The sequence below is a fragment of the Streptomyces seoulensis genome (assembly GCF_022846655.1).
GTDB lineage: Bacteria > Actinomycetota > Actinomycetes > Streptomycetales > Streptomycetaceae > Streptomyces.
Genome location: NZ_AP025667.1, coordinates 5256394 through 5272824 on the forward strand (window position 1 = coordinate 5256394; position 16431 = coordinate 5272824).

Below are 16431 nucleotides of genomic sequence, written 5' to 3' on the forward strand. Positions count from 1 at the left end.
CGTCCTCCCAGTTACTCAGGGTTGTCCGCGAGGGATCTCGCCGCCCGGACGCAGTGGGCGAGCGCCTGGCGGGCGTAGGCGGGGGAAGCACCCGCGAGACCGCACGTGGGCGTGACCGTGATCGCTTCCGCGAGCAGTCCCGGTCGCAGCCCCAGCCTGCGCCACAGCGTCCTGACACCCATGACGCTACCGGCAGGGTCTGACAATGCGGCATCCGTGCCGGGGACGACACCGGCGAACAGCCGGGTGCCGCCCTCCACCGCTTCCCCGATCACATCGTCGTCACGCTCGGTGAGGAGGGCGAAGTCGAAGGAGACGGCGTCGGTGCCCGCGCGGCGCAGCAGGGCGAACGGCACGTCGGGGGCGCAGGAGTGGACGACGGTGGGGCCGCCGACGCTCGCCCCGAGCACCTCGCGCAGGCCGGCCTCGACGACCTGCCGGTCCACGGCGCGGTGGGTGCGGTAGCCGCTGGCGGTCCTGACCTGGCCGCGCAGCACGGCGGTCAGCGAGGGCTCGTCGAGCTGGAGCACCACGCGCGCGCCGGGGATGCGGCGGCGGACGTCGGCGAGGTGCAGGCGCAGGCCCTCGGCGAGCGAGGCGGTGAGGTCGCGGCAGGCGCCGGGATCGGACAGCACCGCCTCGCCATTGCGCAGTTCCAGCGCGGCGGCCAGCGTCCAGGGGCCGACCGCCTGCACCTTGACGTCGCCCTCGTAGCCCTGGGTGAACTCCTCCAGGGCGTCGAGGTCCTGGCGCAGCCACGCGTGCGCGCGCCGGGTGTCGCGGCCGGGCCGGTCGGACAGCCGCCAGCCGCTGGGCTCCACGCGCGCGTACAGATCGACGAGCATGCCGGCGGTGCGGCCGATCATGTCGGCGCCGGGGCCGCGCGCGGGCAGTTCGGCGAGGTACGGGAAGTCGTCCAGGCTGCCGGTGACGGTCTTGGCGGTCTCGCGCGCGTCCCCGCCGGGCATCGAACCGACGCCGGTGGCCGCGGGGAAGGTGACCTGCGTGTTCTCACTCACCCCGGCAGGGTATGCCGTGCCGGGCGCGGGTGCGTCAGCGGCCGGGGCGCACCGTCAGGTCGTTGATCTCGGCGTCCCTGGGCAGGTCGAGGGCGAGCAGGACGGTGTCGGCGACCGACTCGGGGTCGATGAACCGGCCGGGGTCGTACTCCTTGCCCTCCTGCTGGTGCACCTTGGCCTGCATCGGGCTGGCGGTGCGGCCGGGGTAGACGGAGGTGACCCGGACGCCGTTGCCGTGCTCCTCGTGGCGCAGCGAGTCGGCCAGGGCCTTCAGACCGTGCTTGGAGGCGGCGTACGCGGACCAGCCCGCGTGGGCGTTGAGTCCGGCGCCGGAGTTGACGAAGAGGACCTGGCCGCGGCCGGTGCGGAGCTGGGGCAGGAAGTGCCGGGTCAGCTCGGCGGGGGCGATCAGGTTGACGTTGAGCTGGTGGCGCCAGGACTTGGGGGTGAGGTCACCGACGTCGCCGAGGTCGACGACCCCGGCGATGTGCAGCAGCGAGTCCACGCGGTCCGGCAGCGACTGGTGGGAGAAGGCCCAGGACAGCTTGTCGGGGTCGGCGAGGTCGCCCACCAGGGTGCGGGCGCCGGGGAACTCGGCCGCGAGTTCCTTGGCGCGGGCCGCGTCGCGCGCGTGGAGGACGAGTTCGTCCCCGCGCGCGTGCAGACGGCGGGCGACGGCGGCGCCGATGCCGGAACCGGCGCCGGTGATCACATGAGTAGCCATGCCCGCCATGGTCGCATCAGCGTCCGGCGAGGGACTCCTCCAGGTGGGCGAGGGCACCGGCCGGCTCCTCGGCGAAGAACATCAGCTCCGACAGCGGGCGCGGCAGGAAGCCCTCCGCCTCCATGCGGCGGAACTGCTGCTCCAGGCCGTCGTAGAAGCCGGCGGTGTTGAGCAGCACCACGGGCTTGGTGGTGCGGCCGTGCTTCTTCAGCTCCAGGATCTCGGTGGCCTCGTCCAGCGTGCCGGTGCCGCCGACCATGATGACCACGGCGTCGGCCTTCTCCAGCAGCAGCCGCTTGCGCTCTGCGAGGTCGGCGGCGACCACCATCTCGTCGGCGCCGGGGCGGGCCACGGCGGACAGGAACTCCACGGAGACGCCCACGAGCCTGCCTCCGGCCTCCTGCACGCCGTCGGCGACGACCTTCATCAGACCGGAGTCCGAGCCGCCCCAGACGAGCGTGTGCCCGCCCTTGCCGATCAGTCTCCCGAACTCCCGCGCAGGGCGCGTGTAGCGTTCGTCGAGGTCGGCGGCGGAGAGAAAGACACAGATGTTCATGCCGGCCACGGTACGCGGGCACGCGGGAACAACGACGGCTCCGCCCGTGCTTTTCCGGTATGGCACACGGACACACGATCACCATCGAACAGGGCGAGCAGCATGTGCGCGTCGCACACGACGGCCAGGTGCTCGCGGAGACCGACCGCCCCCTCGTACTGCACGAGACGGGCTGTCCGCCCCGGTACTACATCCCCGCCGAGGACGTCCGGCTCGATCTGCTGACCCCGTCGGACACGCACACCGACTGCCCCTTCAAGGGCACGGCGTCCTACTGGTCGCTGCCCAAGGCGCCCGATCTGGTGTGGGCGTACCCGGACCCTAAGCCGGAGGTGGCCCGGATCAAGGACCACTACTGCTTCTACGCCCCCGAAGTGGCGTGACCTCGCGGCGCGCCGCCGTGTCGTGACCGGTGACTCCGGCACCCGTACGGCAGTCTCCACGGGCATGGACAAGAAGACGACTTCCCTCGACGGCACCCCTCTCGCGTACCGCGTGACCGGCGAGGGGCCGACCGTGATCCTGGTGAGCGGCGCGATGTCCACCGGTCTCACGCTCGCCCCGCTGGCGGCGGCGCTCGCGGACCGCTTCCGGGCCGTCGTCTACGACCGGCGGGGCCGGGGCGCGAGCGGGGACACCGCGCCGTACGCGGTGGAGCGCGAGGTGGAGGACCTGGCGGCGCTGATGGAGGCGCTGGGCGGCGAGGCGGCGCTGTTCGGCCTGTCGTCGGGCGGCGCACTGGTGCTCCTGGCGGCCGCGAGCGGGCTGCCGGTGCGTGAGGCGGCGGTGTACGAGGTGCCGTTCAACGACTTCCTGCCCGAGGGCCCGGAGCGCCAGGTGGCGTACGCGGCGGCTCTGGACGTGGCACTGGCGGCGGGTGAGAGGGGGGCGGCGGCGGAGCTGTTCCTGCGGCTGACCGGGCTGGCCGAGGAGATGATCCAGCGGGCCCGCCAGTCCCCCATGTGGCCCGGCCTGGAGCAGCTCGCGCCGAGCCTCGCGTACGACGCCGCCCTGATGGGCGACGGTCTGCTGCCGGCGGACGTGCTCGCCCGCGTCCCGGTGCCGGTGCTGTCGGTGGCGGGCAGCCTGAGCCCCGAGTGGCTGCGCGCGGGCGCGCGGGCGGTCGCGGAGGCGGTGCCCGACGGGACGTACGCGGTGCTGGAGGGGCAGACGCACGCGGTGGAGCCGGCCTTCCTCGCGCCGGTGCTGGCGGACTTCTTCACCGGCTGAGCCCCGGCCGGGGGCGGTCCCGGCCGGGGTGTGCGGTCAGAGGGCGGCGGCCGTGGCGCGGGTGGTGGTGGCGATGGTCGCGGAGCCGACGACGCGCGTGCCGTCGTACAGCACGATCGCCTGGCCGGGGGCGACGCCCCGGACGGGCTCGGTGAAGGTGACGCGCAGTTCGCCGTCGACCAGCTCGGCGGCGACCTCGGTCTCGCCGCCGTGGGCGCGGAGCTGGGCGGTGTAGGTGCCGGGGCCCTGGGGGGCGGTGCCGCACCAGCGGGGCTTGATCGCGGTCAGCGCGGTGACGTCGAGGGCGGCGGCCGGGCCGACGGTGACGGTGTTGGTGACCGGGGAGATGTCCAGGACGTAGCGCGGCTTGCCGTCGGGGGCGGGGGTGCCCAGGCGCAGGCCCTTGCGCTGGCCGATGGTGTAGCCGTAGGCGCCCTCGTGCGTGCCGAGGCGGTTGCCGTCCTCGTCGACGATGTCGCCCTCGGCCTTGCCGAGCCGGTCGGCCAGGAAGCCCTGGGTGTCGCCGTCGGCGATGAAGCAGATGTCGTGCGAGTCGGGCTTCTTGGCGACGGCCAGGCCACGCCGCTCCGCCTCGGCGCGGATCTCGTCCTTGGTGGTGACGGTGTCGCCGAGCGGGAACAGGGCGTGCGCGAGCTGGCGGTCGTCCAGCACGCCGAGGACGTAGGACTGGTCCTTGGCCATGTCGGAGGCGCGGTGCAGCTCGCGGTTGCCGTCCTCGTCCACGAGCACCTTGGCGTAGTGGCCGGTGCAGACCGCGTCGAAGCCGAGCGCGAGCGCCTTGTCCAGCAGCGCGGCGAACTTGATCTTCTCGTTGCAGCGCAGGCAGGGGTTGGGGGTGCGGCCGGCCTCGTACTCGGCGACGAAGTCCTCGACCACGTCCTCGCGGAAGCGGTCGGCGAGGTCCCAGACGTAGAACGGGATGCCGATGACGTCGGCGGCGCGGCGGGCGTCGCGGGAGTCCTCGATGGTGCAGCAGCCCCGCGCGCCGGTCCGGAAGGATTGCGGGTTCGCGGAGAGCGCGAGGTGGACGCCGGTCACGTCGTGACCGGCTTCCGCGGCGCGCGCGGCGGCGACGGCGGAGTCCACGCCACCGGACATGGCGGCGAGGACGCGGAGGGGGCGCGGCGAGGTCTCAGTCATAGCCCTTCCAGGGTACGGGGCGGCGGGAACCGCGAACGCCGGGTGTGCGTTGACGATCACGAGGGGCTTCGGGGAAACGGGGGCGTACAGGGTGGAGACGGACGACGGGGACCGGCGGCCGGGCCGGCGGGCGCTGCTCATCGGCGGTGCGGTGGCCGCCGCGGGCGCGGCCGCGCTGGCCCATGAGGAGCTGACCCGGCTGTACTGGCGGCTGCCGGGCGTGGAGCGGGAGCGGGTGGCGGGCGCGGTGGACTTCGCGGGCGCCCGCTGGGTGGCGGCCTCCCCCGCCAACTACCGGCACGCGGACCGCCCGGACGACTACGTGGTGGACCGGGTGGTCGTCCATGTCACCCAGGGCGGCTACGCGTCGGCGGTGAAGGTGTTCCAGGACCCGGCGCACCAGGCGGCGGCGCACTACATCGTGCGGGCGGACGGCCACGTCACGCAGCTCGTCCGGGAGCTGGACGTGGCCTTCCACGCGGGCAACCGGTCCTTCAACGAGCGCAGTGTCGGCGTGGAGCACGTCGGCTTCGTGGACGACCCGAAGTCCTTCACGGACGCGATGTACGCCTCGTCGGCCCGGCTGACGGCCGCCATGTGCGCGCGGTACGGCATGCCGGTGGACCGGGAGCACATCATCGGGCACGTCGAGGTGCCGGGCACGGACCACACGGACCCCGGCCCGCACTGGGACTGGGACCGCTACATACGCCTGGTGCGCAGGGCGCGTACGACCCTGGCCTAGACGAGTCCGGCCGCCCGGGCGCGTTCCACGGCGGGGCCGATGGACTTGGCGACGGCGTCCACGTCGTCCTGGGTGGAGGTGTGGCCCAGGGAGAAGCGGAGGGTGCCGCGGGCGAGGTCCGGGTCGGTGCCGGTGGCGAGCAGGACGTGGCTGGGCTGGGCGACGCCCGCGGTGCAGGCGGAGCCGGTGGAGCACTCGATGCCCTGGGCGTCCAGCAGCAGGAGCAGGGAGTCGCCCTCGCAGCCGGGGAAGGTGAAGTGCGCGTTGGCGGGCAGCCGGCCGCCGGGTGCCGGGTCGCCGCCGAGCAGGGCGTCCGGGACGGCGGCGCGTACGGCCTCCACCAGGTGGTCGCGCAGGGCGCCGATCTCGCGGGCGAACCACTCCTGCCGCTCGGCGGCGAGGCGTCCGGCGACCGCGAAGGAGGCGATGACGGGGACGTCCAGCGTGCCGGAGCGGACATGGCGCTCCTGGCCGCCGCCGTGCAGCACGGGCACGGGGCTGTGCTCGCGGCCGAGCAGCAGGGCGCCGATGCCGTAGGGGCCGCCGACCTTGTGGCCGGAGACGGTCATCGCGGCGAGCCCGGAGGCGGCGAAGTCGACCGGCACCTGACCGAACGCCTGCACCGCGTCGGCGTGCAGCGGGACGCCGGACTCGGCGGCCACGTCGGCGAGTTCACGCACCGGCATCAGGGTGCCGATCTCGTTGTTGGCCCACATGACGGTGGCCAGCGCCACGTCGTCGGGGTTGCGGGCGATGGCCTCGCGCAGCACCTCGGGGTGGACGCGGCCGTGGGCGTCGACGGGGAGGTACTCGACGGTGGCGCCCTCGTGCTCGCCCAGCCAGTGCACGGCGTCCAGGACGGCGTGGTGCTCGACGGGGCTGGCCAGCACCCGGACCCGGTTCGGGTCGGCGGCGCGGCGGGACCAGTACAGGCCCTTGACGGCGAGGTTGTCGGCCTCGGTGCCGCCGGAGGTGAACACGACCTCGCTGGGGCGGGCGCCGAGCGCCTCGGCGAGGGTTTCGCGGGACTCCTCGACGGTGCGGCGGGCCCGGCGGCCGGAGGCGTGCAGGGAGGACGCGTTGCCGGTCACGCTCAGGTGGGCGGTCAGCGCCTGCGCCGCCTCGGGGAGCATCGGGGTCGTGGCCGCGTGGTCGAGGTAAGCCATGGTGACGCCGATTCTACGGGCCGCGCGGAGGCGGTCCGGGCCCGGCGCCGGTGCCTCACAGACTCCAGGACACGGTGTCGGTCAACCGCATGGCGAGGACCAGGACGACGATGTCGGCCACACCGAGGGCCATGCCCAGGAACGCGCGGCCCCGGCGGCGCGTTCCGCGCCAGAGGGAGACGGCCGCGAGGACGATGGCGACCGGTCCCAGGAAGAGGTTGAGGACGAGCAGCCCGAGCAGCCCGAGGATGAAGGACGCGACGGCCATGCCGTCGGCGTCGCGCGGGCGCGGCCTCGCCTCGACGTGACCGGTGGCAGGTGCGGTGAGATGCATGGTGCTCAGCTCCTGATGGTCGCTCACGGGTGGTCGGATCAGTCCGCGGAGGTGTGGCGGCGGCCGTGGCGCTCACGGACGGCGAAGATCACGAGCCAGACGCCGATGAAGGCGGCGACGGCGACGCTCACCGGCAGCGGGGCGTGGGCCACGGTGCCGAGTGCGACACCGAGCAGCATGAGTGCGGCGACGAGGAACAGCATGGTTTCGATCCCCCCTCAGGGACGTCTCGGTGAACAGTTGTAGTAACAGTTGTTCACTGACTCCGAGTCTAACCCTCCGCGCGGCTTTCCAATTCCGGAGAACAGTTGTTAACTGGATGACATGAGTCACACCCTCGGCGCCCGGCAGGCCCAGAAGCAGAAGACCCGTCAGGCGTTCCTGGACGCGGCGCTCCTGCTGCTGGAGGAACAGAGCCTGAGCAGCCTGGGTCTGCGCGAGGTGACCCGTGCCGCGGGGGTGGCGCCGACCGCGTTCTACCGGCACTTCCGCTCCACGGCGGACCTCGGGGTGGCCCTGGTCGACGAGGCGCTGGGCAGCCTGCACCCGATGGTGGGGCCCACGGTGTCGGCGGCGAACGACCCGGAGGAACGCATCGGGCGCGCGGTCGAGTTGATCGACCAGCATGTACGGGCCTTCCCGGCGCACGTCCGCTTCATCGCCCGCGAGCGGCACGGCGGGGTGCAGCCGGTGCGCGAGGCGATCCGGGCCCAACTGGCGCGTTTCGCCGAGGAGGTGAAGGCCGAGCTGGCCGAGGACCGGGAGGCGGAGGGCTGGGGGGACGAGGACCTGGCGATGCTCGCGCATCTCTACGTCGACCAGATGCTCATCACGGCCCAGCTCTTCCTGGAGGCGCTGGAGGCCCCCCGGAGCGAGTGGGAACGCGCGACCCGGCTGGCCACCCAGCAACTGCGCCTGATCACCCTCGGCAGCAGGCACTGGATGGACCAGGACGCGCCCTCCGCACCCTGAGGAAGCGCGCTCAGCCCAGCCGGACGCGGGCGAGCTGGCGGGACTGGGCGACCAGGCGGTCCTCGCTGTCCCAGACCTCGGCGTCCTCCTCCAGGAAGCCGCCGGCCAGATTGCGGGTGGTGATGGACACCCGCAGCGGACCCGGCGCGGGCCGGTGCCGGACGTGCACGGTCAGTTCGACGGTGGGTACCCAGCCGGTCAGCCCGATCTCGAACGCGGTCGGCGGCAGCGCGTCCACCGCGAGCAGCAGCGAGAGCGGGTCCGCGTCCCGGCCGTCCGCCAGCCCGAACCAGGCCCGCATCTCGCCCTTGCCGGAGGGCGCGCCGACCGCCCAGCCGACGGTGGCCGGGTCCAGCTTGAGCATCAGCCGCTCGGTGATGGCCGAGCTGCCGTCGACCGGCGCCGGACCGTCCGCGGGACCGAGGCACCGGTCCAGGGGCGGGATCGCGGGCGGGACGGCCGTCGTCCGCACGTCGTCCGGCAGGGCGGCGAGGTCGCCGTAGGAGGCGAGGACGCGGATGCGCTCGACCTCGTTGCCCTCGGCGTCGTACTGGAACAGCGACGCCTGGCCGGTGGAGAGGGTGCGGCCGGTGCGCACGGTCTCGGTGCGGACGACCGCGGGGCCGGGCTGGGAGGCCGTCAGGTAGTGCGCGGAGACGGTGAACGGGTCCGGATGCGGGAGCGTGTCCGCGAGGGCCCGGCCGAGCACGGCCAGCAGATAGCCGCCGTTGACGGCGTTGATGATGGTCCAGCCGGCCGAGAGGTCGATGTCGTAGACGCCGGGCGCGCGCCGGACGACCTCGGTGTCACGGTCGAACTCGCTGTCGCCGATCACGGCTCGGGGGACGGATACGGAGGCTGCTTCTGGCATGGCTGAACGGTACAACAGCTCATTACTAAGCGGTAGCTTTCTGCGTTGCGACCGCGTGAACAGCGGGTCTCACTCCTCGGTCACGGTGGAGCGGCGGTTCCAGGCGCGCGGGGCCCGCCAGTGGAACTTCATGGCCAGCAGCCGCAGCAAGAACGCCACGGCGGCGGCGATCCCGCTGGTGAGGGAGGTCAGGGCGTCGAAGCGGATGCACAGCACCACCATGGTGGCGCCGACGATGGCGGGCACCGCGTACAGGTCGCGGTCCCAGCGCAGCAGCGAGGGCACCTCGTTGGCGAGCACGTCGCGCAGCACACCGCCGCCGACGGCGGTGGCCAGGCCCAGGGTGGCGGAGGCGGTCAGGCCGAGACCGTGGCTGTACGCCTTGGTGGTGCCGGTGACGCAGAACAGGCCGAGTCCGGCCGCGTCGAAGACGAGCACCGCCGCCTGGATGCGCTCCACGTGCGGGTGGAGGAAGAAGACCACGACCGTGGCGAGCAGGGGGGTGACGAAGAACCCGAGGTCCGTGAAGGCGGCCGGGGGCACGGCGCCGATGATCAGGTCACGGATCAGCCCCCCGCCCAGCGCGGTCACCTCGGCGAGGACGGCCATCCCGAAGACGTCGAAGTTCTTGCGGACGGCCAGCAGGGCGCCGGAGATGGCGAACACGAAGATGCCGATGACATCGAGCGTGTGCTGGACGGAGGGACTGAAGATCTGATCGAGCTGCACCCGCACATTCTGACTTGTCGCGGGGTGCGCACCTTGCGAAGCAAGGCGGGAGGGGCGGCCGCCGTGAAAACGGCGGCCGCCCGGCTCACTTCTCGTCGGCCTCCGGCGCGTCGGCCTTCGCGGCGTCGGTCTTGGCCACGTCGGTCTTCTCGACGACGGGCTTCTCGACCTTTTCGACCTTCGCGACGGCGGGCTTCTCCGTCTTGGTCACCGCGGGCTTGTCGGCCTCGGTGTCCTTGGTGGCGGCGGTCTCCGCGACCTCCGCCGCGACGGCGGCCGACGTCTCCGCCGACTCCTCGAGCACCGCGTCCGGCACCAGCTCGGAGGCTTCCTTCGCCGCCGTCAGCAGGACGGTGTCCTGCGGGGCCTGGTCGGCGAAGTTCTCCGGGTGGTGGCAGGCGACCTTCTGCCCCGGCCGCAGCTCCAGGAGCAGGGGCTCGGTGGTCTTGCAGATCTGCGTGGCCTTCCAGCACCGGGTGTGGAACCGGCAGCCGGAGGGCGGCGAGATCGGCGAGGGCACGTCGCCGCGCAGCAGGATGCGGTCGCTCTTGGCGCCCCGGCGCTTGGGGTCCGGGATCGGCACGGCCGACATCAGCGCCTTGGTGTACGGGTGCATCGGCGCCTCGTACAGCGAGGTGCGGTCCGCGATCTCGACCATCTTGCCGAGGTACATCACCGCGATCCGGTCCGACACGTGCCGGACGACCGAGAGGTCGTGCGCGATGATCACGTACGTCAGGCCCAGTTCCTCCTGGAGGTCGTCCATGAGGTTGACGACCTGGGCCTGGATCGACACGTCCAGCGCGGAGACCGGCTCGTCCGCCACGACCAGCTTCGGCTTCAGCGCGAGCGCGCGGGCGATGCCGATGCGCTGGCGCTGGCCGCCGGAGAACTCGTGCGGGTAGCGGTTGTAGTGCTCGGGGTTGAGACCCACGACCGACAGCAGCCGCTGGACCTCCTTCTTGATGCCGCCCTCGGGCTCGACGCCCTGGAGCCGGAAGGGGGCCCCGATGATGGTGCCGATGGTGTGCCGGGGGTTCAGCGAGGAGTACGGGTCCTGGAAGACCATCTGCACGTCGCGGCGCATCGGGCGCATGCCCGAGACCCCGAGGTGCGTGATGTCCTTGCCCTCGAACTCGATGGTGCCCGCGGTCGGCTCGTCCAGGCGCGTGATCAGCCGGCCCATCGTGGACTTGCCGCAGCCCGACTCGCCCACGACGCCCAGGGTTTCACCGGCGCGCACCTCGAAGTCGATGCCGTCGACCGCGTGCACCGCGCCGACCTGCCGCTGGAGCAGCCCCTTCTTGATGGGGAAGTGCCGCTTCAGGCCGCTGACCTTGAGCAGGATCTCGCCGTCCGCGGTGTCGGCGCGTTTGGCCTGCGCGGGGATCGTCACTGCCTTCTCGTCGCTCACAGCTTCGGCGCAATCTCTTCGGTCCAGATCCGCTCCCGCTGCTCCGTGCTCATGTGGCAGGCGGCCCAGTGCGTGCTGCCGACCTCGGTCAGCTCGGGGCGGACCGTGCGGGTCACGTTGTCCTTGGGGAGGTCGGCGTACGGGCAGCGCGGGTTGAAGGCACAGCCGGACGGGATGTTGATCAGGGAGGGCGGGGAGCCCTTCACCGGGATCAGACGGTCCTGCTGCTCGCGGTCGAGCCGCGGCATCGAACCGAGCAGACCCCAGGTGTAGGGGTGCCGGGGCTCGTAGAACACCTTCTCCGCCGGGCCCCGCTCGACACAGCGGCCGCCGTACATCACCAGGATGTCGTCGGCGAGTTCGGCGACGACGCCCAGGTCGTGGGTGATGACGATGACCGCGGAGCCGAACTCCTTCTGCAGATCGCGGATGAGGTCGAGGATCTGCGCCTGGACGGTCACGTCCAGGGCGGTCGTCGGCTCGTCGGCGATGAGCAGCTCGGGGTTGTTGACCAGCGACATGGCGATCATGGCGCGCTGGCGCATACCGCCGGAGAACTCGTGCGGGTAGCTGTCCACCCGCTTGTCCGGCTGCGGGATGCCCACGCGGTCGAGCATCTCGACCGCGCGCCTGCGCGCGGTCTTCTTGTCGACCTTGTGGTGGATGCGGTACGCCTCCACGATCTGCTGGCCGATCGTGTAGTACGGGTGCAGCGCGGACAGCGGGTCCTGGAAGATCATCGCCATCTCGCGGCCGCGCATCCGGCGCACCTGGTCGGGATCGGCCGACAGCAACTCGGTGCCGTTCAGCCAGATCTCGCCCGAGATGCGGGCCTTCTGCTTGCCGTACTGGCCGGCGGTGTGCAGGCCCATGATGCCGAGCGAGGTGACCGACTTGCCGGAGCCGGACTCGCCCACGATGCCGAGGGTCTTGCCCTTCTCCAGCGTGAAGGTCAGTCCGTCGACGGACTTGACCAGGCCGTCGTCGGTCGGGAAGTGCACCTTCAGGTCGCGCACGTCCAGGAACGCCTTGTCGGCGGACTTGGTGTCGGCGGGCTCGCCCACCGCGGCTCCGGTCTTGCTGAGTTCGGTCATGAGAGCCTCACGCGCGGGTCGATCACGGCGTACAGGATGTCCACCAGGAGGTTGGCTATCAGCACCGCCACCGAGGTGATCAGGGTGACGCCCAGGATGACGGGCAGGTCCTGATTCTTGATGGCGTTGAGGACGGCCTGGCCGAGGCCGGGCAGGCTGAACGTCGTCTCGGTCAGGATCGCGCCGCCGATGAGGGCGCCGAGGTCCATGCCGAGCATGGTCAGGATGGGGGTCATCGTGGAGCGCATGGCGTGCTTGCCGATGACCGTCTGCTCCTTGAGGCCCTTGGCGCGCGCGGTGCGGATGTAGTCCTCGCCGAGGATCTCCAGCATGGTGGCGCGGGTGATCCGGGCGTACATCGCCGCGTACAGGAAGGCCAGGGTGATCCAGGGCAGGATCATGCCGCCGAGCCAGCCGCTGACGCTGTCCCCCAGGGGCACGTACTGCGCGTCGATGAGACCGAGCCCGTAGGAGAAGATCGCCAGGGAGAGCAGACCGGTGAAGTAGATGGGGAGCGAGACGCCGCCCAGCGCCACCACCATCGCGGTGCGGTCCCACAGGGTGCCCCGCTTGAGCGCGGAGAGGACACCCGCCGCGACACCGAAGACCAGCCACAGGATCGCCGCGCCGAGCGCGAGGGACAGCGTGACCGGGAAACGGTCCGTCAGCACCGGCCAGATGGCCTGTTCGCTGCGGAACGAGTAACCGAAGCACGGTGCGGCACAGTGGGTGACATCGCCGCCGGCCGCGTACGTGCGGCCCACGAAGATGCCCTTGAAGAACTCCCACACCTGCTGGAAGATCGGGTCGCTCAGACCGAGCTTCTCCCGGATCGCCTCGACTGCCGCGGGGTCGGCCTGCTTGCCCACGAAACTCGTGGCGACGTCGACCCCCGCCCACTTGGGGACGAGGAAGAAGATGCCGAAGACCACCATGACGATGACCACGAGCATCACTACGGCGGCGAAGAGCCGCCTGATGAGGTAAGCGAGCACAGCTTACGGCCCGCCGCGGACCGTGAACCGCCGGAGTTCATCCGGCGGTTCACGGTCTCGCCGCGCCGGCCTTCACCTGCCTTTCGTGCCGTTCGGCGGGTGTGCCGGGGTTACTTCGAGGACTTCAGACCGAGGTTGACGAAGTCGTACATGCCGCTGTAGCCGTTCGACGTGTAGATGTTCGCCACTCGGTTCGAGCGCCAGTTGATGAACTTCTCGAAGACGAAGGGCAGGTAGTAACCGCCCTCCATCACCTTGTGGTTGATCTCAGTGGCGATCTTGGCCTTGCCGGCGTCGTCCAGCGTCTTGACGTAGTCGCCGAAGAGACCGTCGATCTTCTTGTCCTTGATGAGGGCGTAGTTGTTGTTGCCGCTCTCGAGGATGTACTTGCTGTTCCACAGCGGGAGGCCGTAGCCCTGCACGGACGGGAAGTCCGGGCCCCAGCCCATGATGATGATGCCGTAGTTCTTCTTCTTGACGTTCGAGGGGCTGCCGATGATGCCGGCGATCTGCGAACCGTCGTACTGGTCGATCTGGGCGTTGATGCCGACCTTCTTCAGCGCCGCCTGCATCGACTGGGCGGTGGCCACCTCGACCGGCTTGTTGTTACGCACCGCGATGGTGGTGCTGAAGCCGTTCGGCTTGCCGCAGGCCTTCAGCTCTTCCTTGGCCTTGGCGACGTTACCGGTCTTGTTAGCACCGGCCATGCCGTACGGGTCGTACTTCTGGCCCTCGGCGCCGGGGACCGACGGCGGGAGCATGTTGGTGCCGATGTCGCCGCCGGCGACCGGGCCGCCACGGGCGGTCTGGAGCGAGACGTGGTCGGCACCGTAGATCACGGCCTTGCGGCAGTGCTCGTTGTCGAACGGCTTCACGCTCTGCGGGAAGGTGGCGTAACGGACGTAGCCGGAGACAGGGTTGTCCAGGTTCGCCTTGTGCTGCTTCAGAGCGGCCGTGCGGCCCTGGGGCGACATGCCGGTCTGGGCCAGGTCGATGTCCAGGTCGCCGTTGATCAGGCGCTGGTCCAGGTCGTTGGCGTTGGAGAAGAACTTGATCGTGATCGCGTCCGGGTACGCCTTGCGGACGGGGTCCGAGGCCGCCTTCCAGTTGGCGTTGCGGACCAGCTTGAGGTCCTTGCCGGGGGCGTAGGAGGCGAACTTGTACGGGCCCGAGGAGAACGGGTGCAGACCGTACTTGGACTTGGTGTCCTTGTCCTGGCGGACCGGGGAACCCGAGGTCAGCGCCAGCATCTCCTCGAAGTCCGAGTTGGCCGCGGGGAGGTGGAAGACGATGGTCTTGTCGTCCGGGGTGTCGATGGCCTTCAGGCCCAGGTGGTCCTTGGCCTTGTCCTTGTAGGGGCCCTTGTACTCACCCTTGGGGTCCAGGACCTCCTTCAGGTAGGTCGGACCGCCGGACAGCACGTCCTGCGCCCACACGCGCTCGATGCCGTACTTGACGTCCTTGGAGGTGATCGGCTTGCCGTCCTCCCACGTCACACCGTCACGCAGGGTGTACGTGTAGGTCTTGCCGTCGTCGGTCACCTTGGCGGCGGCGGTGGCGAGGTCCGGGGTGATCTCCGCACCCGCGGCGCCCGGCTCGGTCTTGTTCGTGACGAGCTGGCGGCTGTAGTAGCGGGAGAAGTTCCACATGAAGCCGTAGTAGCCACGCGTGGTGTCCCACGAGTCGGCGTCCTGCGCGGACCCGAAGCGCAGGGTGCCGCCCTTCTTGGCCTCGGACGCCTGGGCGACCTTGTTGTTGGCCGCGTCGAAGCCGGCCGCACCGTTCTTCGAACCGCCGTCGTCGTCGCCGCCGCCGCACGCGGCCGTGGTCAGCAGTGCCGCGACCACGGCGGCAGCGGCCGCGGTCCGCTTGGCCCGCCCTGAGGTGCGCTGGGTAGTCACGATCTCGGTTCCTCCGGAATTGATGAGAGACCCCGTGCTGGTTCCACGGGTCGCTTGGGGGTACGGCATGGTCAGCGGGAAGCCTTGGGGTCCAGGGCATCCCGGACGCCGTCGCCGAACAGGTTGAAGGCAAGAACGGTGATGAAGATCGCCACACCGGGGACCACCATGTACATGGGGTCCGAGTCGTAGTAGTCGATCGCGTTCGAGAGCATCTGGCCCCAGGAGGCGGTGGGCGGCTTGACGCCCACGCCCAGGAAGCTCAGGGCCGCCTCGGTGAGGATGTTGGTCGGGATCATCATCGTGGAGTAGACGATGATCGGCGCGACCAGGTTGGGCAGCAGCTCCTTGAACAGGATGTAGAACCGTCCGGCGCCCAGCGAGCGGGCCGCGTCGACGTACTCGCGCTCACGCAGCGAGAGGGTCTGACCGCGCACCACGCGGCCGATGTAGGGCCAGCCGAAGAAGCCGATGACCAGGATCATCACGAAGACGCGCACGGCCGAGCCGCTCAGTCCCAGCATGCTGTTGGGCATCACGGAGACGAGCGCGATGATGAACAGGAGCTGGGGGAAGGCGAGCAGACCGTCCATCACCCGGCTGATCGCCGAGTCGACCCAGCCGCCGAAGAACCCGGCGAGGATGCCGAGCACGGTGCCGAGGGCGACGGCCACCACGGCCGACAGGAAGCCGACCAGGAGCGAGATCTGTGCGCCGTAGAGGATGCGGGCCATGATGTCGCGGCCGTTGACCGGCTCGACGCCCAGCAGGTGATCGCCGCTCATGCCGCCCAGGGACCCCTTGGGGGTGCCGAACAGCGGGTCGATCAGGCTCTCGTGGTACGCGTCCGGGTCCTGCCCGAGCAGCGAGGTCAGCACGGGCGCCAGCAGGGCGATCACGATGAGCAGGACGACGACGGTGCCGCCGGCCAGGGCGAGCTTGTCCCGCTTCAGCCGCTCCCAGGCGATGCGCCCAAGCGAACGTCCCTGGACGTCCTTCGCCTTGGCGCTCGCCACCGCCGCCTCCTCGAGCGCGTTCGGGGCCGCGTCAGCGGTCGGCTCGTGCAATGGTGCCGTCATTCTGACAGGGACCCCTCTCAACCGGCCTGAACCGGCCCACACTTGCCGCGCGAGCGGCTTCGAAGACTGTCGTACACGGGGTGAGCACCCCTGGATCGGGAGTCTTCAACGCTTGGGCGATCGGTTTCCAGACTTGACGATGAATGGATGCCTAAACGTGATGCAACCTGGCACGTTCCGATATCCGAACGGCGGGTAACAGCGGTAGGACACGTGTGAATTCGGGACGACGCGAGCCAAAGACTGCCATTCACTCGCATCTCCGCGTGAACACGTCCTATTCAGTGTGCAGTTCACACCGACGCGACACGGGACCTCCACGTGACCTACCCGGAACAGGGTGTGACGAACACTCAGTTCACACAGATGTTCCGGATCGCCCGCCCGCCGCCCGGCCGCACGCTTCGGGCATGCCGAAATACCGGAGTGGCCCCGTGAAAT

Annotated in this window: 18 protein-coding genes; 4 read left to right on the forward strand and 14 right to left on the reverse strand. The window is 70.6% G+C overall.

Annotated elements, in window-relative coordinates; all coding sequences use genetic code 11:
• Positions 1 to 11: 11 nt before the first annotated feature.
• Genes HEK131_RS24105 through HEK131_RS24115 form a run of 3 tightly spaced genes read right to left on the reverse strand, consistent with a single transcriptional unit; the run spans position 12 to position 2299 of the window.
• The gene (locus HEK131_RS24105; RefSeq protein ID WP_244336997.1) at positions 12 to 1019 is read right to left on the reverse strand and encodes a methionine synthase; all 1008 of its coding nucleotides are present in this window, start codon (positions 1017 to 1019) and stop codon (positions 12 to 14) included.
• Positions 1020 to 1053: 34 nt separating this feature from the next.
• Positions 1054 to 1752, reverse strand: coding sequence for an SDR family oxidoreductase (locus tag HEK131_RS24110; RefSeq protein WP_217461727.1), 699 nt, complete (start codon positions 1750 to 1752; stop codon positions 1054 to 1056).
• Between the two features lie 7 nt (positions 1753 to 1759).
• Complete coding sequence (locus tag HEK131_RS24115; RefSeq protein ID WP_217461728.1) at positions 1760 to 2299, reverse strand: TIGR00730 family Rossman fold protein; 540 nt, start codon at positions 2297 to 2299, stop codon at positions 1760 to 1762.
• 59 nt (positions 2300 to 2358) lie between these two features.
• Between HEK131_RS24115 and HEK131_RS24120 the strand changes: the two genes are divergently transcribed.
• Together HEK131_RS24120 and HEK131_RS24125 are read left to right on the forward strand one after the other, a co-directional pair.
• Entirely contained in the window at positions 2359 to 2682 is a 324-nt protein-coding gene (locus HEK131_RS24120; protein WP_244336998.1) for a DUF427 domain-containing protein, read from the forward strand.
• Between the two features lie 64 nt (positions 2683 to 2746).
• Complete coding sequence (locus HEK131_RS24125) at positions 2747 to 3529, forward strand: alpha/beta fold hydrolase (RefSeq protein ID WP_244336999.1); 783 nt, start codon at positions 2747 to 2749, stop codon at positions 3527 to 3529.
• Between the two features lie 36 nt (positions 3530 to 3565).
• Here the strand turns inward: HEK131_RS24125 and mnmA are convergent, their stop codons facing one another.
• Complete coding sequence (gene mnmA, locus HEK131_RS24130) at positions 3566 to 4690, reverse strand: tRNA 2-thiouridine(34) synthase MnmA (RefSeq protein ID WP_217461731.1); 1125 nt, start codon at positions 4688 to 4690, stop codon at positions 3566 to 3568.
• Positions 4691 to 4781: 91 nt separating this feature from the next.
• Between mnmA and HEK131_RS24135 the strand changes: the two genes are divergently transcribed.
• A complete protein-coding gene (locus tag HEK131_RS24135; RefSeq protein ID WP_244337000.1) occupies positions 4782 to 5435 on the forward strand; it encodes an N-acetylmuramoyl-L-alanine amidase in 654 nt (217 codons plus the stop codon).
• Here HEK131_RS24135 and HEK131_RS24140 read toward each other — a convergent pair.
• The 3 genes from HEK131_RS24140 to HEK131_RS24150 are packed head-to-tail and all read right to left on the reverse strand — an operon-like array spanning position 5432 to position 7138.
• Positions 5432 to 6601 carry a cysteine desulfurase family protein gene (locus tag HEK131_RS24140; RefSeq protein WP_217461733.1) on the reverse strand — a complete coding sequence of 390 codons (1170 nt, stop codon included), beginning with the start codon at positions 6599 to 6601 and terminating at the stop codon, positions 5432 to 5434. The two genes, HEK131_RS24135 and HEK131_RS24140, sit on opposite strands and share 4 nt — an antisense overlap.
• Before the next feature lie 55 nt (positions 6602 to 6656).
• Positions 6657 to 6935, reverse strand: coding sequence for a DUF4190 domain-containing protein (locus HEK131_RS24145; RefSeq protein WP_161146046.1), 279 nt, complete (start codon positions 6933 to 6935; stop codon positions 6657 to 6659).
• Between the two features lie 38 nt (positions 6936 to 6973).
• Positions 6974 to 7138, reverse strand: coding sequence for a hypothetical protein (locus tag HEK131_RS24150; protein WP_217461734.1), 165 nt, complete (start codon positions 7136 to 7138; stop codon positions 6974 to 6976).
• 121 nt (positions 7139 to 7259) lie between these two features.
• On the opposite strand from HEK131_RS24150, the gene HEK131_RS24155 reads away from it, so the two are divergent.
• The gene (locus tag HEK131_RS24155) at positions 7260 to 7907 is read left to right on the forward strand and encodes a TetR family transcriptional regulator (protein WP_244337001.1); all 648 of its coding nucleotides are present in this window, start codon (positions 7260 to 7262) and stop codon (positions 7905 to 7907) included.
• Positions 7908 to 7917: 10 nt separating this feature from the next.
• Here the strand turns inward: HEK131_RS24155 and HEK131_RS24160 are convergent, their stop codons facing one another.
• The 7 genes from HEK131_RS24160 to HEK131_RS24190 form a co-directional block, all read right to left on the reverse strand.
• Positions 7918 to 8778 (reverse strand): thioesterase family protein, encoded by an 861-nt coding sequence (locus HEK131_RS24160; protein ID WP_217461736.1) that lies wholly within the window; start codon positions 8776 to 8778, stop codon positions 7918 to 7920.
• A 69-nt stretch (positions 8779 to 8847) separates the two neighbouring features.
• Positions 8848 to 9507: a trimeric intracellular cation channel family protein gene (locus HEK131_RS24165; RefSeq protein WP_217461737.1), complete on the reverse strand. Its 660-nt coding sequence runs from the start codon at positions 9505 to 9507 to the stop codon at positions 8848 to 8850.
• A gap of 85 nt (positions 9508 to 9592) precedes the next feature.
• Complete coding sequence (locus HEK131_RS24170) at positions 9593 to 10921, reverse strand: ABC transporter ATP-binding protein (RefSeq protein WP_244337002.1); 1329 nt, start codon at positions 10919 to 10921, stop codon at positions 9593 to 9595.
• Positions 10918 to 12015 carry an ABC transporter ATP-binding protein gene (locus HEK131_RS24175; RefSeq protein ID WP_217461739.1) on the reverse strand — a complete coding sequence of 366 codons (1098 nt, stop codon included), beginning with the start codon at positions 12013 to 12015 and terminating at the stop codon, positions 10918 to 10920. Before HEK131_RS24175 ends, HEK131_RS24170 begins: the two co-directional genes overlap by 4 nt.
• Positions 12012 to 13010 carry an ABC transporter permease gene (locus HEK131_RS24180; protein WP_217461740.1) on the reverse strand — a complete coding sequence of 333 codons (999 nt, stop codon included), beginning with the start codon at positions 13008 to 13010 and terminating at the stop codon, positions 12012 to 12014. Before HEK131_RS24180 ends, HEK131_RS24175 begins: the two co-directional genes overlap by 4 nt.
• Before the next feature lie 110 nt (positions 13011 to 13120).
• Positions 13121 to 14911, reverse strand: coding sequence for an ABC transporter substrate-binding protein (locus HEK131_RS24185; protein ID WP_217461741.1), 1791 nt, complete (start codon positions 14909 to 14911; stop codon positions 13121 to 13123).
• Between the two features lie 71 nt (positions 14912 to 14982).
• The gene (locus HEK131_RS24190; RefSeq protein ID WP_244337003.1) at positions 14983 to 15990 is read right to left on the reverse strand and encodes an ABC transporter permease; all 1008 of its coding nucleotides are present in this window, start codon (positions 15988 to 15990) and stop codon (positions 14983 to 14985) included.
• Positions 15991 to 16431 lie beyond the last annotated feature (441 nt).